This window comes from Streptomyces griseorubiginosus (assembly GCF_036345115.1).
Taxonomy (GTDB): Bacteria; Actinomycetota; Actinomycetes; order Streptomycetales; family Streptomycetaceae; genus Streptomyces; species Streptomyces griseorubiginosus_C.
This window is the reverse complement of the sequence record NZ_CP107766.1, coordinates 351,130-370,798: the sequence shown is the minus strand read 5'-3', so window position 1 is coordinate 370,798 and position 19,669 is coordinate 351,130. Positions and strand designations below refer to the sequence as shown.

17 protein-coding genes are annotated in these 19,669 nt (G+C 71.5%); 9 read left to right on the top strand and 8 right to left on the bottom strand.

Annotated elements, in window-relative coordinates; genetic code table 11:
• Positions 1-58 precede the first annotated feature (58 nt).
• Positions 59-4,234, top strand: a complete 4,176-nt coding sequence (locus OHN19_RS01750) for a beta-galactosidase (protein ID WP_330262363.1) — start codon at positions 59-61, stop codon at positions 4,232-4,234.
• A 78-nt stretch (positions 4,235-4,312) separates the two neighbouring features.
• Here OHN19_RS01750 and OHN19_RS01745 read toward each other — a convergent pair whose 3' ends face one another.
• From OHN19_RS01745 to paaI, 4 genes are all read right to left on the bottom strand, one after another.
• Entirely contained in the window at positions 4,313-4,813 is a 501-nt protein-coding gene (locus tag OHN19_RS01745) for a GIY-YIG nuclease family protein (RefSeq protein WP_330262362.1), read from the bottom strand.
• A 174-nt stretch (positions 4,814-4,987) separates the two neighbouring features.
• Positions 4,988-7,615: a rifamycin-inactivating phosphotransferase gene (rph, locus tag OHN19_RS01740; RefSeq protein WP_330262361.1), complete on the bottom strand. Its 2,628-nt coding sequence runs from the start codon at positions 7,613-7,615 to the stop codon at positions 4,988-4,990.
• 225 nt (positions 7,616-7,840) lie between these two features.
• Positions 7,841-9,187, bottom strand: coding sequence for a phenylacetate--CoA ligase PaaK (gene paaK, locus OHN19_RS01735; protein ID WP_330262360.1), 1,347 nt, complete (start codon positions 9,185-9,187; stop codon positions 7,841-7,843).
• Positions 9,184-9,594 carry a hydroxyphenylacetyl-CoA thioesterase PaaI gene (paaI, locus tag OHN19_RS01730; protein WP_330269506.1) on the bottom strand — a complete coding sequence of 137 codons (411 nt, stop codon included), beginning with the start codon at positions 9,592-9,594 and terminating at the stop codon, positions 9,184-9,186. The genes paaK and paaI overlap by 4 nt, the downstream gene beginning before the upstream one ends.
• Positions 9,595-9,766: 172 nt before the next feature.
• Here paaI and OHN19_RS01725 point away from each other — a divergent pair, with 172 nt between their 5' ends.
• The 7 genes from OHN19_RS01725 to OHN19_RS01695 all read left to right on the top strand — a co-directional run bounded on the left by OHN19_RS01725 (position 9,767) and on the right by OHN19_RS01695 (position 16,166).
• Positions 9,767-10,990 (top strand): thiolase family protein, encoded by a 1,224-nt coding sequence (locus tag OHN19_RS01725; protein WP_330262359.1) that lies wholly within the window; start codon positions 9,767-9,769, stop codon positions 10,988-10,990.
• A gap of 125 nt (positions 10,991-11,115) precedes the next feature.
• Positions 11,116-12,138: a 1,2-phenylacetyl-CoA epoxidase subunit PaaA gene (gene paaA, locus OHN19_RS01720; protein WP_330262358.1), complete on the top strand. Its 1,023-nt coding sequence runs from the start codon at positions 11,116-11,118 to the stop codon at positions 12,136-12,138.
• Positions 12,135-12,437: a 1,2-phenylacetyl-CoA epoxidase subunit PaaB gene (gene paaB, locus OHN19_RS01715; protein WP_330262357.1), complete on the top strand. Its 303-nt coding sequence runs from the start codon at positions 12,135-12,137 to the stop codon at positions 12,435-12,437. The genes paaA and paaB overlap by 4 nt, the downstream gene beginning before the upstream one ends.
• A gap of 20 nt (positions 12,438-12,457) precedes the next feature.
• Entirely contained in the window at positions 12,458-13,288 is an 831-nt protein-coding gene (gene paaC / locus OHN19_RS01710; RefSeq protein ID WP_330262356.1) for a 1,2-phenylacetyl-CoA epoxidase subunit PaaC, read from the top strand.
• Positions 13,282-13,860: a 1,2-phenylacetyl-CoA epoxidase subunit PaaD gene (gene paaD / locus OHN19_RS01705; RefSeq protein ID WP_330262355.1), complete on the top strand. Its 579-nt coding sequence runs from the start codon at positions 13,282-13,284 to the stop codon at positions 13,858-13,860. The genes paaC and paaD overlap by 7 nt, the downstream gene beginning before the upstream one ends.
• A complete protein-coding gene (gene paaE / locus OHN19_RS01700; protein ID WP_330262354.1) occupies positions 13,860-14,963 on the top strand; it encodes a 1,2-phenylacetyl-CoA epoxidase subunit PaaE in 1,104 nt (367 codons plus the stop codon). The genes paaD and paaE overlap by 1 nt, the downstream gene beginning before the upstream one ends.
• Positions 14,964-15,101: 138 nt before the next feature.
• Positions 15,102-16,166 (top strand): YihY/virulence factor BrkB family protein, encoded by a 1,065-nt coding sequence (locus OHN19_RS01695; protein WP_330262353.1) that lies wholly within the window; start codon positions 15,102-15,104, stop codon positions 16,164-16,166.
• Positions 16,167-16,246: 80 nt separating this feature from the next.
• Here the strand turns inward: OHN19_RS01695 and OHN19_RS01690 are convergent, their stop codons facing one another.
• Positions 16,247-16,789 carry a YbhB/YbcL family Raf kinase inhibitor-like protein gene (locus OHN19_RS01690; RefSeq protein ID WP_330262352.1) on the bottom strand — a complete coding sequence of 181 codons (543 nt, stop codon included), beginning with the start codon at positions 16,787-16,789 and terminating at the stop codon, positions 16,247-16,249.
• Positions 16,790-16,923: 134 nt separating this feature from the next.
• On the opposite strand from OHN19_RS01690, the gene OHN19_RS01685 reads away from it, so the two are divergent.
• Complete coding sequence (locus tag OHN19_RS01685) at positions 16,924-17,586, top strand: GntR family transcriptional regulator (RefSeq protein ID WP_330269505.1); 663 nt, start codon at positions 16,924-16,926, stop codon at positions 17,584-17,586.
• Positions 17,587-17,628: 42 nt separating this feature from the next.
• Here the strand turns inward: OHN19_RS01685 and OHN19_RS01680 are convergent, their stop codons facing one another.
• From OHN19_RS01680 to OHN19_RS01670, 3 genes are all read right to left on the bottom strand, one after another.
• Positions 17,629-18,021 carry a VOC family protein gene (locus tag OHN19_RS01680; protein ID WP_330262351.1) on the bottom strand — a complete coding sequence of 131 codons (393 nt, stop codon included), beginning with the start codon at positions 18,019-18,021 and terminating at the stop codon, positions 17,629-17,631.
• Positions 18,022-18,304: 283 nt separating this feature from the next.
• Positions 18,305-19,261 (bottom strand): M56 family metallopeptidase, encoded by a 957-nt coding sequence (locus OHN19_RS01675; RefSeq protein ID WP_330262350.1) that lies wholly within the window; start codon positions 19,259-19,261, stop codon positions 18,305-18,307.
• Positions 19,258-19,629, bottom strand: coding sequence for a BlaI/MecI/CopY family transcriptional regulator (locus tag OHN19_RS01670; protein ID WP_330262349.1), 372 nt, complete (start codon positions 19,627-19,629; stop codon positions 19,258-19,260). Before OHN19_RS01670 ends, OHN19_RS01675 begins: the two co-directional genes overlap by 4 nt.
• Between the last annotated feature and the right edge of the window lie 40 nt (positions 19,630-19,669).

Sequence of the window (19,669 nt, the reverse complement as noted above, 5' to 3'; positions counted from 1 at the left end):
TGTTCGACTTTGCCTGAGTCTGTGTGATGTTGATTGCTCAGGCCGTAAGGAGGCCGCAGTGCGGGGTAATCGGAACGATTCGGAGACCGCGAGACCCGGTCGCCGCGGGTGGGGGAGGGCGGCCCTCGCGACGGCCGCGACCATCGCCCTGGCGACGGGAATGATCGCGCCGGCCGCGGCGCGGGAGGCGGACGGGCCGCCACCGGCCGCCGCACCGGCCGCCGACCCGACGCCACACACGGTGAGTTACGACGGCTACTCGTTCCTCGTGGACGGCAGACGCACCTACCTCTGGTCCGGTGAGTTCCACTCCTTCCGGCTCCCGAGCCCCGACCTGTGGCGGGACATCTTCCAGAAGATGAAGGCCGCCGGCTTCAACTCCACCTCCCTGTACTTCGACTGGGGCTACCACTCGCCCAAGCCGGGCGTGTACGACTTCACCGGCGTCCGGGACGTCGACAAGCTCCTCGACATGGCCGAGGACGCCGGCCTCTACGTCATCGCGCGCCCCGCGCCCTACATCAACGCCGAGGTCGACAGCGGCGGCCTGCCGGGCTGGCTGACCACCAAGGCCGAGAACAACCGCAGCGACGACCCGCGTTTCCTGAAGTACGCCGACGAGTGGCTGACGCAGATCGACCGGATCATCGCCCGGCACCAACTCACCAACGGCACCGGCTCGGTCATCGCCTACCAGGTCGAGAACGAGTACTACAACGGCTCAGCGTCCGCCCGCTCCTACATGAAGCACCTGGAGGACAAGGCCCGCGCCGACGGCATCACCGTGCCGCTGACCGGCAACAACAACGGCACCTTCAACTCCGGTGACGGCGCCCTGGACGTGGACGGCCCGGACTCCTACCCGCAGGGCTTCGACTGCTCCAACCCCACCAAGTGGAACGGCGTCCCCGACATCAGCTACGACCACCCCGCGGGCAAGCCCCTGTACTCCCCGGAGTTCCAGGGCGGCGCCTTCGACCCCTGGGGCGGGCCGGGCTACGACAAGTGCGCCCAGCTGATCAACGACCAGTTCGCCAACGTCTTCTACAAGCAGAACATCGCCGTCGGCGCGACCGCGCAGAGCTTCTACATGACGTACGGCGGCACCAACTGGGGCTGGCTGAGCATGCCCCAGAACTACACGTCGTACGACTACGGAGCCGCGATCCGCGAGACCCGCCAGTTCGACCCGAAGTACGACGAGGACAAGCTGATCGGGTACTTCACCCAGGCGGTCGCCCCGCTCACCAAGACCGACGCGATCAGGGCCACGCCCCCGGACGACTCCGCGGTCGTCGACACCGCCCGGATGAACCCCGACACCAAGACGCAGTTCCACGTCCTGCGGCACGGCAACTCCACGTCCACGGCGGTCGACCGGACGCACATCTCGCTGGACTTCAACGCCCAGCCGGCCGGGGACACCACCTACACCTGGGACGACCCCGACTCCGCGCTCCAGTACAGCGGTTCGTGGTCGCACGTCGCCAACACCAGCTACACCGGCGGCGACTACAAGCACACCGAGTCGTTCTCCAACAAGGCCGGTGACTCCCTCACGGTGCCCTTCGACGGCACCGCGATCCGCTGGATCGGCTCGAAGACCGACAACCACGGCAACGCCGACGTCTACCTCGACGGCACCAAGGTCGCCACCGTCGACGACTCCGGCAGCGAGAACCAGGCGGTGATCTTCCAGAAGTCCGGCCTGGCCCCGGGTGCGCACACCCTGAAGATCGTCGTCACCGGGACCCACGGCTCGGGCTCCACCGACAACTACGTCGCGATCGACGCCATCGACGTGCCCACCGGTACCGCCGCCGAACAGCCGACCTACCCGGTCGTACCCCAGCAGCCCGGCACCGCGATCACCCTCGACGGCCGCGACTCCCACGTGATCGTCGCGAACTACCGCCTCGGCGAAGCGCAGTTGCAGTACTCCACGTCGGAGCTCATGACCGACGCGACCATCGGCGACCGGGACGTCGCCGTGCTCTACGGCGACGCGGACAGCGACGGCGAGACGGTCCTGCGCTACGCCTCGAAGCCGACCGTGACCGCCGTCGGCGGCACGGTGACGACCACCTGGGACGCCACCACCGGCGATCTGCGCCTCGACTACACCCACAAGGGCCTGATCCGCGTCACCGTCACCGCACCCGGACAGCGTCCGCTGCTGCTCCTCGTGGGCGACAAGGCCACGGCGAAGACCTTCTGGCGCCAGGACACCGCGACCGGCCCGGTCCTGGTGCGCGGCACCCACCTGCTGCGCACGGCGACCAGTCTCGACAACGGCCGTACGGTTGCGCTCACAGGCGACAACGCCGACGACAAGAACATCGAGGTGTTCGCCTCCGCCGGTCACGTCACCTGGAACGGCCGACCGGTGAAGACCCGGACCACCGACACCCCGAGCCTCACCGGCAAGATCCCGACGGCCGCCGCGATCCACCTGCCGGCGCTGACGAACTGGAAGCACGCCGAGGAATCCCCCGAGGCGGCCCCCGGCTTCGACGACACCAGCTGGCAGGTGGCCGACAGGACGACGACCAACAGCGTCTCCGGCATCGACAAACTGCCCGTGCTCTACGCCGACGACTACGGCTTCCACACCGGCAACACCTGGTACCGCGGCCGTTTCCACGCGAGCGGCAAGGAGACCGGCATCCACCTTGTCTCCGACTCCGGCGGCGGCGCGCAGGCGTTCTCGGCCTGGCTCAACGGCACCTTCCTGGGCAGCTCCACCACGGGCAGCGCCGACTTCACCTTCCCGGCCGGCGCGGTCAGGTCCCAGGGCGACAACGTCCTTTCGGTCCTCACCGTGAACATGGGCCACGAGGAGGACTACAACTCCACCAACGGCAACAAGACCGCGCGCGGCCTCACCAGCGCCTCCCTCGTCGGAGCCCCGCTGACCTCCGTCACCTGGCGCCTGCAGGGCGTACGCGGTGGCGAGGACCTCCAGGACCCGGTCCGCGGCCCGCTCTCGACCGGCGGCCTGTACGGCGAGCGGGCGGGCTGGTCCCTGCCGGGCTACCCGGACGCCAAGTGGAACCGGGTCTCCCTGCCGGTCAGCGACACCCGCCCCGGTGTCTCCTGGTACCGCACCGACGTCAGCCTGGACCTGCCGCGCGGCCAGGACACCTCGCTCGGCCTGACGTTCACCGACGACCCGGCACGCGAGTACCGGGCCACGATCTTCGTGAACGGCTGGCAGGTCGGCAACTACGTCAACTACCTCGGCCCGCAGCACACCTTCCCCGTCCCCAACGGCATCCTCGACCCGAACGGCCGCAACAGCATCGCCATCGCCGTCTGGAACCTGGACGGCAGCACCGGCGGCCTCGGCAAGGTCTCCCTCACGAACTACGGCAGCTACGCCTCGTCCCTGCGGGTCGCGCAGAACGACAGCCCGCGCTACGACGCCCGGAAGTACGCGATGCCGAAGCGTCCGGGAGCCGACGTCACCCTGGCCGTGCCCGACACGGCCCAGCCGTCAGAGGCCTTCACGGCGAGCACGACCGTGGCGGTGCCGAAGGGCGGCAGCCCGGCGTCCGACCTGACGGCCGCGCTCTCCGCCCCCGACGGGTGGAGCGTCAGCGCCACGAGCCCCACCTCCCTCACGTACCTGCGACCCGGGAAGTCGGCCACCTTCACCTGGAAGGTCCAGCCCCCGGCCGGGGACCTGCCCTCCGCCTCGGCGCTCACCACCACCGTGCGCTACGCACAGAACGGACGGCGGGCCACCGGCAGCGACGAACGCGTCATCGGCGGCATCCCACCGGTTCCACCGGCCGGGAGGAGCGCGGTGAGCGATCTGCCCTTCCTGTCCTCCACCAACGGATGGGGCCCGGTGGAGCGGGACGGCAGCGTCGGCGAGCAGGCGGCCGGGGACGGCCGCCCGATCAGCATCGCCGGCGTGACCTACCCCAAGGGCCTGGGCACCAACTCGCTCAGCGACGTCCAGCTCTACCTCGCCGGACAGTGCACGCGGCTGACGGCCTCCGTGGGCGTCGACGACGAGACCGGCGGGGCGGGAACGGTGACCTTCTCCGTCATCGCCGACGGCAAGACCCTGGTCACCACGCCGACGATCCGCGGCAAACAGGCCGCCGTGCCGATCGACGTCGACGTGAGCGGCGCGCAGGTGGTCGACCTGAAGGTCGGTGACGCCGGCGACGGCAACGGCAACGACCACGGCGACTGGGGGGCACCTACCTTGACGTGCGGCTGACGGCCGTAACCGGAAAACCGGCGCCCGAGGGCCGACCGCACAGGCGGTCGGCCCTCGTCGGGCATCAGAGGTCCCGCATCAGCCCTTGGCGGCGGACCGTCGTGCGGCCTCGGTCACCGCGATCTCCTCGGTCAGCCTCGCGATCGCCGACTGCGCCGAGGCGATGCCCCGGACGAGGAGCCGCAGATGGGTCGTGGACTCCGGTACGGCCGCCTCGAACTCCGCCAGCCGCCGCTGGTGCGCGGCGAGCCGGGCCCTGAGCCGGGCGACCGGGTCGGGGGGCGGGGGAGGAGTCGCCCCGTTGAAGACCACGTTGTACAGGGGGCGTTCGGCCTGGACGGTCTCGCGTTCGGCGGCCTCCGCGTGGTCGGGGTAGTCGATGCGGACGGCGATGACACGGGGCCCCCAGGGCTGCTCGCGCAGATGGGTGCGGATGCGGGTGAGCGGGCTGGTGGTGATGCCGACGTACAGCAGCCCTTCGAGGCCGTAGAGCCGGTACAGGGCGGTGCGGCCGGCGGCGTGCAGGCTGCCTTCCTCGTCGAACAGGCCGCGCAGGAACTGGGTGTCGATGTCCTTCACGGCACGGCCCCCTCGCAGCAGGCGCCCACGGCGGCCGACCCGGCCGTCGCCGCGCAGGCCCCGACCACGTGCCGCCCCTCCACGGACCACGCTCTCACGAGGGTCTGACAGAGCGTCGGGCCGGCCGCTCGGGGACGAGGGGTCCCGTGAGCCGCCGGCCCGTCGCCGAGTCGGTCAGGACAGGATCTCGACGTACCCGTCGGTGCCGTGCACCCGGATCCGCTGCCCGTCCCGGATCAGCCGGGTGGCCCCCTCGACACCCACCACCGCGGGCAGGCCGTACTCGCGGGCGATGACCGCGCCGTGGGTCATCAGGCCGCCCACCTCCGTCACCAGGCCCGCGATGCCGACGAACAGCGGTGACCAGCTGGGGTCCGTGAAGGACGTGACCAGGATGTCGCCCGCTTCGAGATCGGCGTCCGCCATGTCGAGGACGACACGCGCCCGCCCCTCGACCGTCCCGGCGGACACCGCCAGGCCCACGAGGGAGCCGTCCGGCACGTCGTCGCGCCGGTACGCCCCGCTGACGGCCTCACCGGCGGAGGTCAGGACCCGGGGCGGGGTGAGCGCTTGGTACGCCTGGAACGCCTCCTTGCGCTCCTGGACGAGCGGCTGGTCCACCTCGTTGGACCGTACGGCGTCCCGGAACTCCTCGAAGGTGAGGTAGAAGCAGTCGTCCCGCTCGGCGAGAACCCCGGCCCGCACCAGTCGCTCGGCCTCCGCCAGCAGCGCCTGCTTGTAGACGAAGTAGCGGCTGATGATGTTGTACTTCGGATACTCCCGGTACCCGATGAAGGTGCGGACCCGGTCGATCATCCGCTTGGTCTCCTCGGCCTTGCCCTCCCCGTCCGGCAGGGCCCGCAACCGGGTCAGCACCTCCTGTTCCTTGCGCTCGGCCTTCAGCCGGCCCTCCTCGAATCGCCGCCGGGCGGCGCCCGGTTCGAAGTTCCTGACGTTGTCGAGGATCACGGGCACGAGCGTGGTGGGGCGTTCCCGCCACCGCGGCCTGGTGATGTCGATCTCGCCGACGCAGCGCATGCCGTACCGGTCGAGATAGGCCTCGATGGCCTCGCGCGTCTCGGTACCGCCCGCGATCTTCGGCAGCTCGTCCAGGAAGCCCTCGTCGTCGACGCCCTGGAGGAACTCGACCACCTCCGGACGCGCGCGGACCACGTCCGCGACGTCGAGCAGCGCCAGACCCATCTCCGAGGTGATGTTGTCGGGGGCGGACAGCGTGAGCGTGTCCGCCACGTTCTTCTCGCCCAGCCACTCGTGCAGCTTGTCGTTGAGCCACCAGGTGGCCTCCATCCCCGCCATGATCACCGGCAGGTTCAGCGGATCGGTGAGGACCCGCTTGTGCTCCACGAACGCGTCCTCGAGGAAGTCGAACAGCTCCGGCCCGGTCTTCGTGCGGATGTCACGCTCCAGGGCGGCGACGGACGCCTCGCTGCGTTCGATCAGCCCGGTCACGATGGCCGGATCGGTCTCGATCGGCGCGGACTCGCGGCCGGCAGCCGACGCCGGGGCGGACGCCGCGCGGGACGGTGGTCCGGCGGGGCCCGGCTCCGGGAGCGGCAGGACGAAGTCGTCCCGGTCGAGGACGGTTTCCAGCGCGTCCCTGACCAGCGGGTCGCCCTTCCCCATGAGGTCCAGGAGGGCGGCGCGGCCCGCGGACGAGGCCAGTCGCCGGGTGACGTCGACGAACAGCCTTCCGCCCGCCTCGGCCATCGGCACCATGGCCGTGTGCTGCCACATGGACAGCCCCAGCGGCTTCATGGCGTCGGTCATCATCTGCTGATGGCCGACGGAGACGTAGATGTGGTTCTCCCCGTCGTCACTGGCCGGGACGGGGAACAGCGTGGTGATCGGCCGGCTCTGCACGATGTGGAAGCCGTCGTCCACCAAGCACCACTCGATGTCCTGCGGGCGGCCGAGGTGCGCCTCGATCACCCGCCCCAGCCGCACCAGCTCGATCGCCTGAGCGTCCGTCAGCGCGGGCTGCTCCTGGCGTCCCGCCTCGACGGCCGTCTCCTGGGTGCCACCGGTCGGCAGCGGGAGCACGGCACGCTGTTTGGCGGCGATCGTCCTGGAGACGACCTCGCCGTCGCGCACCTTGAAGACGTCCGGGTTCACCAGACCGGAGACCAGCGCTTCGCCGAGGCCGAAGCCGGCGTCCACGGTGGCCACCCTCCGGTTGCCCGTGACGGGGTCGGCCGTGAAGAGGATGCCGGACGCCTGTGGGAAGACCATCCGCTGCACGACCACCGCCATGTGGACCGCACGGTGGTCGATGCCGTTGCGCTGACGGTAGGTCACCGCCCGCTCGGTGAACAGGGACGCCCAGCACCGGCGGACGTGCCGGAGGATCTCGTCCGGCCCGGTGACATTCAGGTAGGTGTCCTGCTGGCCGGCGAAGGAGGCCGTCGGCAGGTCCTCGGCCGTCGCGCTGGAGCGGACGGCGCAGGCGTCCTGCTCGCCGAGCCGGGCGAGCGCGCCGGTGATCGCGGCGGCGATGTCGTCAGGGACGGCGATCTCCTCGACGGTGAGGCGAAGCCGCGCACTGAGCGTACGGATCGCCTCCCGGTCGTCCGGGCTCACAAGCGCCAGTCGCTCGAGCTGATCGTCGACCGACGGTTCCTCCGCCATGATCCGACGGAAGGCGTCCGTCGTCACACAGAAGCCGGCCGGCACGCGCACGCCCTCGATCCGCGACAGGTCGCCCAGGTGCGCGCCCTTGCCTCCCACCAGGGCGACCTGACTCCGGTCGATCTCCTGGAGAGCGGACACATACTGCTCGCTCATCGTGTTCCCCCCGAGACAGCGGTGGTCCGTTGCGTTGACACACGCACGTTCGCGCCCTCATTTCCGCAGGTTGTGGCCTCGGCCGAAGATTCTGCGCCGTACCCCGGGTCTTGCCGCAAGCCCCCCTGTGCGCTATAACTTGAGACAGGCAAGGAGAGCACTCTCCTTGCCTTTGTCGTTTTCTGACCGGGGTTCAGTGCGGCGCAGGCCCTCCGGCCTGGCCCGTCACGCCTTGCGGAGGTCCTTGACCCGGCGCAGCTTGCCGAGGGAGCGCTCCAGGGTGTCGGGGTCGACGACCGTGACGCCCACGGTGACACCCACCCCGTCCTTGACGCCCTGGGCGATCGAGCGCGCGGCGGCTTCCCGCTGGTCGTCGGGGGTGCCGGGGCGGGCCTCGACGCGGACCGTCATGTGGTCCATGCGCTCACGCCGGGACAGCTCGATCTGGAAGTGCGGTGCGACCCCCGGGGTGCGCAGCACGATCTCCTCGATCTGGCTCGGGAAGACGTTCACCCCGCGCAGGATGATCATGTCGTCACAGCGGCCGGTGATCTTCTCGATACGGCGGAACGCGGGCCGTGCGGTGCCGGGCAGCAGCCTGGTCAGGTCACGGGTGCGGTAACGGATGATCGGCAGCGCCTCCTTGGTGAGCGAGGTGAAGACCAGCTCGCCCTCCTCGCCCTCGGGCAGGCTCTCGCCCGTGATCGGGTCGACGACCTCGGGGTAGAAGTGGTCCTCCCACACGTGCAGCCCGTCCTTGGTCTCCACGCACTCCTGGGCGACACCGGGACCGATCACCTCGGACAGCCCGTATATGTCGACGGCGTGGATGTCCATGCGCTCCTCGATCTCCCGGCGCATCTCCTCCGTCCACGGCTCGGCGCCGAAGAGCCCCACCCGCAGGGAGGTGGAGCGCGGGTCGACGCCCTGCCGCTCGAACTCGTCGAGCAGGGTGAGCATGTAGGACGGCGTGACCATGATGATCTCGGGCCTGAAGTCCTGGATGATCTGCACCTGGCGCGCGGTCATGCCGCCCGAGGCGGGAATCACCGTGCACCCCGCCCGCTCGGCGCCGTAGTGGGCGCCGAGGCCGCCGGTGAACAGGCCGTAGCCGTAGGAGATGTGCACCTTGTGGCCGGGACGGCCGCCGGCGGCGCGGATCGAACGGGCGACCATGTCGGCCCACATCGACAGGTCGTTCTCGGTGTAACCCACCACGGTGGGGCGGCCGGTGGTGCCGCTGGAGGCGTGGACGCGGCGGACCTGGTCCATGGGGACGGCGAACATGCCGAACGGGTAGGTGTCGCGCAGATCGGCCTTCGTGGTGAACGGGAAGCGGGCCAGGTCCTCGAGCGTCCGGCAGTCCTCGGGGGCGACACCGGCATCGTCGAGCTTCTTGCGGTACAGCTCGACGTGGTCGTAGGCGTGCCGCAGGGTCGTGCGCAGCCGGCTCAGCTGGAGGGCGCGCAGCTCCTCGCGGGACAGGCGCTCTCCGTCGTCGAGCAGGCCGTCGGGAAGCGGCTCTCCCCGGCGGGCGGGGGCCGTCGCCGGGGTCTCGCGCTCGCTGGTCATGGCTGTGACTCCTTGGTGCTCGTACCGATGCTGCGGCTGCGCCCGCGGAACTCCGCGATCACCTCGTCACCCCGCAGGACACTCACGTCGTATATGCCGCTCCGGCCGTAGCGGGTGCGCTCCACGGCGACGGCCGTCAGGACGTCACCCTCGTGGGCGGAGGCGACGAAGTCGATGCCGGCCCCGGCCGCGACGGTCACCGGCCCGTGGCTGTTGCAGGCGCACGCGAAGGCGGAGTCGGCGAGGAGGAAGAGGCAGCCGCCGTGGGCGACGCCATGGCCGTTGACCATGTCCGCCGTCACGGTCATGCGGAGCACGGCCGTTCCCGGACCGTGTTCCAGCAGCTCGATGCCCAGCGCCCGGGATGCCTGGTCCCCGGCGAACATCGACGCGACGGGGTCCGCCATCGCGTCAGTGGCTCGTGTCACCGTGTGCACCACCTTGTGGCCCGACCGAACATTCGGTTAGCGTGCGGCACGGCCAAGTAATCCAGCCGGACCCCTGCCTGTCAAGAGGTGGACCACATGGCGCCGCAAGGCCGGGGGAAGGTGCCCCACCGCAGCCGTAGAGGAGCCGCCCATGCCTGACGAGGTCTATCTGATCGACGGCGCCCGCACCCCGCAGGGCCGCTACGGCGGCGCCCTGGCCGGCGTCCGTCCCGACGACCTGGCCGCCCTCGTCGTGGGAGAGGCACTGCGGCGCTCCGGCGCGCCCGGCGAGGCCGTGGACGAGGTGATCCTGGGCGCCGCCAACCAGGCGGGCGAGGACAACCGGGACGTGGCCCGCATGGCCGTACTGCTGGCCGGGCTCCCGCACACCGTGCCCGGCCACACCGTCAACCGGCTCTGCGCCTCGGGCCTCACGGCGGTCGCCTCCGCCGCCCAGGCGATCCGGGCCGGGGAAGCGGACCTGGTCGTCGCCGGGGGAGTGGAGTCGATGACCCGGGCCCCCTGGGTGACGGCGAAGCCCGGCACCCCCTGGGCCAAGCCGGGGGAGGTGTTCGACACCTCGCTGGGCTGGCGCTTCACCAACCCCCGCTTCACCGCCGCCGACCGCGCCGTACCCACGGACGCCGGACCCGAGGCGGTGAAGGTGACCCTGTCCATGGGGGAGACCGCCGAGGAGGTCGCCGCGCTCGACGGCATCACCCGCGCCGAGTCCGACGCCTTCGCCCTGCGCAGCCACCAGCGGGCCCTCGCGGCCCAGGCGGCCGGGCACTTCGACCGGGAGATCGTGCCGGTCCCGGTGAAGGACGGCGAGGTCACCCGGGACGAGGGGCCGCGTCCCGGCACCACGCTGGAGAAGCTGGGCGCACTGCGCACCGTCTTCCGCGCGGACGGCATCGTGACCGCGGGCTCCTCCTCGCCGCTGTCCGACGGGGCGGCCGCGCTGGTGGTGGCGAGCGCGGCGGCGGTCGAACGGTACGGGCTCACCCCGCGCGCCCGGATCGTCACCTCAGCCTCGGCCGGTGTCCAGCCGAACCTCATGGGCCTCGGGCCGGTGCCCGCCACCGACAAGGCGCTCGCCCGAGCCGGCTGGCAGACCACGGACCTGGGCGCGGTCGAGCTCAACGAAGCGTTCGCCGCACAGGCGCTCGCCGTGGTGCGCCGCCTCGAGCTCGACGAGGAGAAGGTCAACGCCGACGGCGGGGCCATCGCGCTCGGCCACCCCCTCGGCTGCTCGGGCGCCCGCATCCTGCTCACCCTGCTGGGCCGACTGGAACGGGAGGACGCCCGCAGGGGGCTCGCCACCCTGTGCGTCGGCGTCGGCCAGGGCGTCGCGATGCTGGTGGAGCGGGTCTGAGCGGATCTCGTGGGGCACCGTCCTCGCAGGTGGGCGGCCTCTTCGCGAAGGTCGCCAGGGGTACTGGTGGCCCGGTGGAAACAGTCGTACAATTAGCCGAACGAACGGTCGGTTGGGGAGAGTCCATGACAGACACACAGTCCGGTCCGGCGGCGCCCGCCGAACCGGAGCTCCAGAGGCACTTCGACGCCACGATCGCCCGCGACCAGCGCATCGAACCGCGCGACTGGATGCCCGACGGCTACCGCAACACGCTGATCCGGCAGATCGCGCAGCACGCCCACTCGGAGATCATCGGCATGCAGCCGGAGGGCGAGTGGATCACCCGCGCGCCCTCGCTGCGGCGCAAGGCGATCCTGTTCGCGAAGGTTCAGGACGAGGCCGGCCACGGCCTGTACCTGTACTCGGCCGCCGAGACCCTCGGCGCGGACCGCGCGGACCTCACCGAGCGGCTCATCGCGGGCCGCCAGAAGTACTCGTCGATCTTCAACTACCCGACGCCGACCTTCGCCGACGTCGGCGTGATCGGCTGGTTCGTGGACGGCGCGGCCATCTGCAACCAGGTGCCGCTGTGCCGCAGTTCCTACGGCCCCTACGCGCGCGCGATGGTGCGGATCTGCAAGGAGGAGTCCTTCCACCAACGGCAGGGCTACGAACTGCTGATGACCATGATGCGCGGCACCGAGGCCCAGCGGGAGATGGTCCAGGACGCGGTGAACCGCTGGTGGTGGCCCTCCCTCATGATGTTCGGCCCGCCCGACGACAACTCGCCCAACTCGGCGGCCTCCATGGCGTGGAAGATCAAGCGGCACAGCAACGACGAACTGCGCCAGCGCTTCGTCGACATGACCGTGCCCCAGGCCGAGAAGCTCGGCGTGACGCTGCCCGACCCGGAGCTGCGGTGGAACGAGGAGCGCGGCCGGCACGACTTCGGCACCCCCGACTGGGACGAGCTGATGCGGGTCATCAAGGGCGGCGGCCCCTGCAACGCGCAGCGCGTCGAACGGCGCCGCAGCGCCCACGAGGACGGCGCCTGGGTACGGCAGGCGGCCGCGGCACACGCGGCGAAGAACAAGGCACGCGCGGCCGGGCGGCAGACGCTCGCGGCCGGGCTTCGGACGGGCGCGCACGAAGGAGCGGCGGTATGAGCGACGAGCAGGAGACCAGGGCGAACTGGCCGCTGTACGAGATCTTCGTGCGCGGCAAGCGGGGACTGAACCACGTCCACGTCGGCTCGCTGCACGCGGCGGACGACCGCATGGCCCTCACCCACGCCCGCGACCTGTACACGCGGCGCAACGAGGGAGTGAGCATCTGGGCCGTGCGCTCGGAGCACATCGCGGCCTCCACCCGCGACGAGAAGGACCCCTTCTTCGAGCCCAGCGCCGACAAGGTGTACCGCCACCCCACCTTCTACGACATTCCCGACGACGTCCCGCACATCTAGTCCCGTACCGAGGAACAGGCATGAGTGACGACCACGTCTACATGACCCTCGCCGAGGGACACGACGACAGCGACGCCCGGTGGGCGTTCGGCACCGGCTTCGAGGACCCCCTGCACGGCGTGGACACCGGTGTCCCCGCGGGAGTCGACCGGGACGACCTCGCCGCGCGCTGCCTGGCGCTCGGTGACGACGCCCTCGTCTCGGCGCAGCGGCTCGCCGAGTGGACCACCCGCGCGCCCGAACTGGAGGAGGAGGTGGCCCTGGCCAACATCGGCCTCGACCTCCTCGGCCAGGCCCGGCTCCTGTACGCCCGCTGCGGCCAGGCCGACGGCACCGGCCGCGACGAGGACGCCTACGCCTACTTCCGCGATCCGGACGACTTCCGCAACGTACGCCTGGCCGAACTGCCCAACGGGGACTTCGCGTTCAGCGTCGTACGGCTACTGGTGCTGTCCAGCTGGCGGCTCGCGCACTTCGAGCGGCTGACCCGCGATCCCGACCCGGTGCTCGCCGCCGTCGCCGCCAAGGGCGTCAAGGAGCTGGCCTACCACCGGCAGTGGGCCGCCGAGTGGGCGGTACGGCTCGGTGACGGCACCGAGGAGTCGCATCGCCGTACCCAGACCGCTCTCGGTCAAGTCGCCCCCTATCTGGGGGAGTTGTTCGCGGCGTACGACGTGCGCGACGAGGTGGTCGCCGTCCTCCAGCAGGTGACGGACGCGGCCGGACTCAGCATGCCCGCCTGGCAGCCCCTGCCCGGCCGGGGCCGCGACGGCCGCCACACCGAGCATCTCGCGTCGCTGGTGGGCGAGTTGCAGTCCGTGGCCCGGGCCCATCCGGGGGCGACATGGTGACCGCCCCGACCGCCTCGACCGCCTCGACCGCCTCGACCGTCGTGACGGCCTCGACGGCCCCGACCTCTTTGACCGACGCCGGGCACGCCAGGCACATCGCCTCGCAGGTGCCGGACCCCGAGCTGCCCATGCTCACCCTGGCCGACCTCGGGGTGCTGCGCGAGGTCGAGGTCGGCGCGGACGGCACCGTCGTCGCGACCCTCACCCCGACGTACTCCGGCTGCCCGGCGATGGCGGAGATGCGGGCCGCGGTGGCCGCCCGGCTGACGGAGGCCGGGTACGCGCGCGTGGAGATCAGCACCGTGCTCGACCCGCCCTGGACCACCGACTGGATCACCCCCGACGGGCGTCGCAAGCTCGCCGAGCACGGCATCGCCCCGCCCGGCCCCGCGCCCCGGTCCGCGCCCGGCCCGGTACCGCTGGTGCTGTCCCCGACCCGGCACCAGGTGGCCTGCCCGCGCTGCGGCTCGGCGGACACCGAGGAGACCTCCCGGTTCGGCGCCACCTCCTGCAAGGCGCTGTGGCGCTGCCGCGCCTGCCGCGAGCCGTTCGAGTACCTCAAGGAGATCTGATGGAGGACCTGTTGAGCCCCGCCCCGGTCCGGGTTCGGCGCCGTCGGCCCGCGTTCCACGCGCTGCGGGTGGCCGAGGTGCGGCGGCTCTGCGAGGACGCGGCCACCGTCGCCTTCGAGATCCCCGAGGAACTGTCCGAGGAGTTCGACTTCGCGCCCGGGCAGTCGCTCACCCTGCGCCGCCAGGTCGACGGGCGGGACGAGCGACGGTCGTACTCCATCTGCGCCCCGGCCGGCACCCCGCCCCGCATCGGCGTGCGAGAGGTGCCCGGCGGCCTGTTCTCCTCCTGGCTGGTGCGCGAGGTCGCGCCCGGGGACGTCGTCGAGGTGATGGCACCGACCGGCGCCTTCACCCCCGACCTCGCCACGCCCGGCCACCATGTCCTGATCGCGGCCGGCTCCGGCATCACCCCGATGCTGTCGATCGCCGAATCGGTCCTCGCCGCCGACGACCGCTCCCGGGTCACCCTCTTCTACGGCAACCGTCGCACCGACTCGGTGATGTTCGCCGACGAACTCGCCGACCTGAAGGACCTCCACCCCACCCGCTTCCAGCTCGCCCACGTCCTCTCGCGAGAGCCCCGCGAGGCCGAGGTGCTCTCCGGCCGCCTGGACGCCGAACGGCTCGCCGCGCTCGTCGACGCGCTGGTGGACGTCGGCTCGGCCGACCACTGGTGGCTGTGCGGCCCGCACGGCATGGTCCGCGACGCGCTGCGCGTGCTCACCGACCTGAAGGTCCCCGCCGACCGGATCCACCAGGAGCTCTTCTACGCCGACGACGAGCCGGTGCGCGAGGTGCGCCACGAGGAGGCCGCCGCCGAAGGGCCCGTCAGCCAGGTCACCATCACCCTCGACGGACGCTCCACCACCGGCGCCCTCTCCCGCGCCCGGACGATCCTGGACGGCGCCCAGAAGACCCGCCCCGACCTGCCGTTCGCCTGCAAGGGCGGAGTCTGCGGCACCTGCCGCGCCCTGGTCACCGAGGGCGAGGCGGACATGCGCCGCAACTACGCCCTGGAACCCGCGGAGGTCGACGCCGGTTACGTCCTGACCTGCCAGTCCTTCCCGGCCTCCGAGACACTGACAGTCGACTACGACAGCTGAGGCGCCGCGTCGGTGTGGGCGCTCCGCGCTGGGTGACCGATCAACCCAGTCCGCCCTCACCCTCACCCCGGCTCCCTGAACCGACCTGAAGCCGTTTTTCCGGGGCGTAGGCAGGGGCGCCGGGGTTACTCGATGTGCATGGCGAGGTTGCATCTTCCAGGACACAAGGCGCATCACGGCGATGACGAGGTCGAGGCCCGCGAGGCTCCGGCGCCCGAGGAGGCCGGGCCGGGGCCCGACGTGGAGCGTGAGGCACCGGACACGCCGACGCGGCTGCCGAAGCACGCGTGGCGCGGGGTTCTCAAAGGAGCCGTGCGCGAGTTCAAGGACGACGAGCTGACCGATCGCGCGGCCGCCCTGACGTACTACGGCGTGCTGTCACTGTTCCCGGCCCTGCTGGTCCTGGTGTCCCTGATGGGCCTGACGGGCAAGTCGGCCACCGACAAGGTGCTCGACAACCTGAAGCAGCTCACCCCGGGTTCGGCCCGCGACATCATCACCCGGGCCGTCGAGCAGCTCCAGGGCAACGCCGGCACCGGCTCCGTCATGGCGATCGTGGGCCTGGTGCTGGCGGTCTGGTCGGCCTCCGGATACATCGCGGCGTTCATCCGGACCGCGAACAGGGTCTACGACATGCCCGAGGGACGCCCGGTCTGGAAGATCCTGCCCCTGAGGGTCGCGCTCACCGTCGTGCTGATGGTCCTCGCCGTGGTCAGCGCCCTGATCGTGGTCTTCACGGGTGGCATCGCCCAACAGGCCGGCACCGCCCTCGGCATCGGGGACACGGCACTGACGGTGTGGTCGATCGCCAAGTGGCCGGTCCTCGTCGTCCTGGTCACCCTCATGATCGCCATCCTGTACTGGGCCAGCCCCAACGCCAAGGTCAAGGGCTTCCGTTGGATCACCCCGGGCAGCTTCCTGGCCCTGCTCATCTGGATGATCGCCTCCGCCGGCTTCGCGTTCTACGTGGCGAACTTCGCCTCGTACAACAAGACCTACGGCACCATGGCGGGCGTCATCGTCTTCCTGGTGTGGCTGTGGATCAGCAACCTGGCCATCCTGCTCGGGCTGGAGTTCGACGCCGAGAGCGTCCGGCAGCGGGCGATCGTCGGCGGGCTGCCGCCGGACAAGGAGCCGTACACCGAACCGCGCGACACGCGGACGTGGACCGAGGAAGACGTACGGCGACTGGACGAGACCTGACCCCCGCGGGGCCGCTCAGGGCGGCCATGGGGCGGGGGTGCCGGTCGCTGCCGACCGGCACCCCCGCCTGCGGTTCTGCCTCAGGCCGCCGGAGTCTCGGCGGTGGCGATCAGGACCGCGCGGCCCAGGGTGTGGCCGGCCATGGTGAAGCCGAGGGCGGCCGGGGTCGCGTCGGCCGGGACACCTATGGACTCGACGTCCAGGGCGTGCACCACGACGAAGTAGCGGTGCGGGCCGTGGCCGGCCGGCGGGGCGGCGCCGATGAAGCGGGCGGCCCCGGCGTCACCCCGCAGCTGGAAGGCGCCTTCGGGCAGGCCGGAGCCGGTCTCGTCGCCCGCGCCCTCGGGCAGTTCGGTGACGGAGGCCGGGATGTCGGCGACCGCCCAGTGCCAGAAGCCGGAACCGGTCGGCGCGTCCGGGTCGTAGACCGTCACGGCGTAGCTCTTGGTGCCCTCCGGAGCCCCGCTCCAGGACAACTGCGGGGAGGCGTCCTTGCCGCCGGGCACCCCGAAGATCCCGGAGAACTGCTCGGCGGACCAGGCGGCACCGTCGGTGACGGTGGTGCTGGTGACGGTGAAGGCGGCCGCCTCGGGGAGACGGGCGAAGGGGTCGTTGGCGCTCATGGCGTCTTCCTTGTGGTTGCTGCCGGACGGTGACGCCCGCGCTGACGCGAGGGACGGCACCACTGATCTGTCATCGACACTAACACGGATAATCGATTATATGAGGGATCGTCTATGCTGTGACCATGAAGCAGATGCTCTCCGAGCAGGTCTACGACCGTCTCCGCGAGGCGATCCTGCGGGGTGAGTACGCCCCCGGCGCCGCTCTCAAGCCGCAGGACCTAGCCCGGGAACAGGGCGTGAGCCTGGCGGTGGTGCGCGAGGCGCTGGTGCGGGTGGTCGGCGACGGCCTGGCGGACCGGCTGCACAATCGCGGTTTCGCCGTCCCGGCCTTCTCCGACCGTCGCTGGCAGGAGATCGCGGACGCCCGCCGCACCATCGAACCGGTCGTGCTGCGGCTGTCCATCGAGCGCGGGGACGTGGACTGGGAGGCACGGGTACGCGCAGCACACCACCGCCTCGCCCGCACCCCCGCCTTTGCCGAGGAGGAGGGCTCGTACTACACCGCTGCCTGGTCCGAGGCTCACCGGGTCTTTCACCGCATCCTGTTGGAGGGCTGCGGGAACCCCGTCCTGCTGGAGGGCTTCGACCGGCTGTGGACGGCGAGCGAACTGGCGAGACGCTGGTCCGCGCACCGCACCCCGGACCGGGACTTCATCGGCGAGCACCGTCGCCTGGAGGAAGCTGCCCTCGCCCGCGACGCGGACACCGCCGCCGACGTACTCGCCGAGCACCTGAGCCAGACCGCGGCAGGGCTGACCGACTGCACCGACACCGAAGACGCGAGGAACGTCTGACGCGCCCTCTTGCCCGACCCGGTCGCGGACCTCGCCCGTCCGTCAGGCGCCTGGGCCGGCGTGCACGAAGAGGCAGAACGGGTGGCCCACCGGATCGAGCAGCACACGCACATCGTCCTGTGGCTGGAAGTCCGCCAAGGTCGCGCCCAGAGCGAGGGCGTGGTCGACGGCGGAGGGCAGCTCGTCCACCTCGATGTCGAGATGCATCATCATCTGCTGCTCGGCCCCCGTCGCGGGCCACCTCGGACGGGTGAACAGCGGCTCCGTCTGGAACGACAACCCCGTACCACCGTCGGGCGGTGCGATCTCGACCCAGCCCGGCTCCTCCTTCCGGGCCGACCATCCGAGCAGTTCCCGGTAGAACCGGGCGAGCTCACGGGCGTCCGGGGCGTCGAGGGTGGTCGCGGCCAGGGTGAAACGCGGAGTGGGTTTCATCCAGTGCTGATGCCCGGCATACCGACGAAGGCACAGGTGGCGGAGCGGTCCTCGAAGAGCATGCCGTTCGGTGCTCGCGCGAACGCCGAAGACGTCGGCGAGCAGGTCGCATCGGCGTCGCTTGGCCGGTGAGGCACGGACGGCGTCGTCCCGATCACCTCTGCGGCCAAGCCCCTCGCGAAGCAGGACAGCCCACACGACGAGGGCGACCCGGCCCACGACGAGAGCCACCGCCTCCTGAACCGAGCCGCCCGCCCCACAGCGCCCGTCCAGCCGGCTCGGCTCAGCCCCGAGTCTCCCCCTGCGCGATCTCGATGTCCTCGTGAACGCGGACCGCCCCGGTCGCCGCAGTGGCGCAGGAAAGCACGGCGCATGCCGCCAGCAGCGCGGCGATCCACGGCACGGCGCGCCGCGTGGGCCGGGCGGGAGCCATGAGAGCGGCCACGCGCTGAGGCACCGGGCCCGTGGTCGCGGCGGGTGTGACCGCCGACCGGGCAGTGTCCTGGCTTGTCGCAGCGCTCGCAGACGTCGACGCGTTCGTGGCCAGCGCCGCGCGGGCGATCGCGCGAGCGGTGAGGCGGCGGTCGCCCACGGAGCCGGCCGCGGCCTCGTCGGCGACCCGTTCGACGGCGAGCCGGATGGCTTCGCGGACCGGGCGCAGAGCCGGGTGGCAATGGGCGGTCAGCTCGGCCACGGCCAGGAAGTAGTGGTGACCGCCGGTGTTGTGGGCGCGCTCGTGGGCGAAGAGCGCCTCGCGCTCGGAGGCGTCGAGGCTGCGCAGCATGGCGGTGGTGACGACGATGCGGTGCGGGCGCCCGGGGAGGGCGTAGGCGTCCGGACGCGGGGAGTCGATGACGCACAGGTCGCCCACGGCGGGCTGCCGGTCGGCCGCGGCCCGGGCTGTGCGCAGGCCCGCGGTCTGACGTACGAGGGACAGACCCAGGGTGAGGGCGGCCAGGGTCAGCAGGCCGGCCGCGAGCGCGGCCAGCGGCAGCACCACCCGCTCCGAGGGGGTGCGCAGGGGGTGGACCAGCTCACCCAGCGCGGCGAAGGCCGGGAGCTTGAGCAGACCGGTCAGGGTGAGGGTGCCCAGGGCCGCCACGGTGCCACCCGCGAGGAGGACGGCCGAGACGGTCAGGGCCCACAGGGCGGCGACCGGGGAACAGCGGGCGGGCACCCGGCGGGCCAGCGCGGGGGCGGCCCAGGGCAGGAGCAGCGGGACCACCAGCAGCGTGATCATCGCGGTCCGTCCTCGAGCAGCTGGCGCAGGATCTGCTCGTCGTCGGGGCTGAGCCGGTCGACGAAACGGGCCAGGACGGTCGCCCGGTCACTGTCGCGGTCGAGTTCGCCGTGCATGCGCAGGGCGGTCAGGCCGTGCGGGTCCGCGACGGGGCGGTAGGCGAAGCCGCGGCCCCGTCGTTCCCGTTCGAGGGTCCCCTTCTCGTGCAGCCGGGACAGGATCGTGGTCACCGTGGTGCGGGCGAGGTCGGAGGCGAGCTCCGCCTGGACCTGGGCCGGGGTGAGCGGTGTGTCCGCGGCCCACAGGGCGGCCAGCACGGCCGCCTCCAGCTCACCCGCCGGCCGCCGGTCGTCCCTCGCCTCGGTCATGGGAACCTTCCTCACTCCGCGATCGTCTACAGTGACGTAG

Bases quoted from the DNA above. Each gene is read 5' to 3' on its own strand.
- paaD (WP_330262355.1), top strand. From the start codon at position 13,282: ATGGTGACCGCCCCGACCGCCTCGACCGCCTCGACCGCCTCGACCGTC.
- paaB (WP_330262357.1), top strand. From the start codon at position 12,135: ATGAGCGACGAGCAGGAGACCAGGGCGAACTGGCCGCTGTACGAGATC.
- OHN19_RS01670 (WP_330262349.1), bottom strand. From the start codon at position 19,629: ATGACCGAGGCGAGGGACGACCGGCGGCCGGCGGGTGAGCTGGAGGCG.
- paaK (WP_330262360.1), bottom strand. From the start codon at position 9,187: ATGACCAGCGAGCGCGAGACCCCGGCGACGGCCCCCGCCCGCCGGGGA.
- OHN19_RS01695 (WP_330262353.1), top strand. From the start codon at position 15,102: ATGGCGAGGTTGCATCTTCCAGGACACAAGGCGCATCACGGCGATGAC.
- paaI (WP_330269506.1), bottom strand. From the start codon at position 9,594: ATGGCGGACCCCGTCGCGTCGATGTTCGCCGGGGACCAGGCATCCCGG.
- paaE (WP_330262354.1), top strand. From the start codon at position 13,860: ATGGAGGACCTGTTGAGCCCCGCCCCGGTCCGGGTTCGGCGCCGTCGG.
- paaA (WP_330262358.1), top strand. From the start codon at position 11,116: ATGACAGACACACAGTCCGGTCCGGCGGCGCCCGCCGAACCGGAGCTC.
- OHN19_RS01685 (WP_330269505.1), top strand. From the start codon at position 16,924: ATGCTCTCCGAGCAGGTCTACGACCGTCTCCGCGAGGCGATCCTGCGG.
- OHN19_RS01725 (WP_330262359.1), top strand. From the start codon at position 9,767: ATGCCTGACGAGGTCTATCTGATCGACGGCGCCCGCACCCCGCAGGGC.
- rph (WP_330262361.1), bottom strand. From the start codon at position 7,615: ATGAGCGAGCAGTATGTGTCCGCTCTCCAGGAGATCGACCGGAGTCAG.
- OHN19_RS01690 (WP_330262352.1), bottom strand. From the start codon at position 16,789: ATGAGCGCCAACGACCCCTTCGCCCGTCTCCCCGAGGCGGCCGCCTTC.
- OHN19_RS01680 (WP_330262351.1), bottom strand. From the start codon at position 18,021: ATGAAACCCACTCCGCGTTTCACCCTGGCCGCGACCACCCTCGACGCC.
- OHN19_RS01675 (WP_330262350.1), bottom strand. From the start codon at position 19,261: ATGATCACGCTGCTGGTGGTCCCGCTGCTCCTGCCCTGGGCCGCCCCC.
- paaC (WP_330262356.1), top strand. From the start codon at position 12,458: ATGAGTGACGACCACGTCTACATGACCCTCGCCGAGGGACACGACGAC.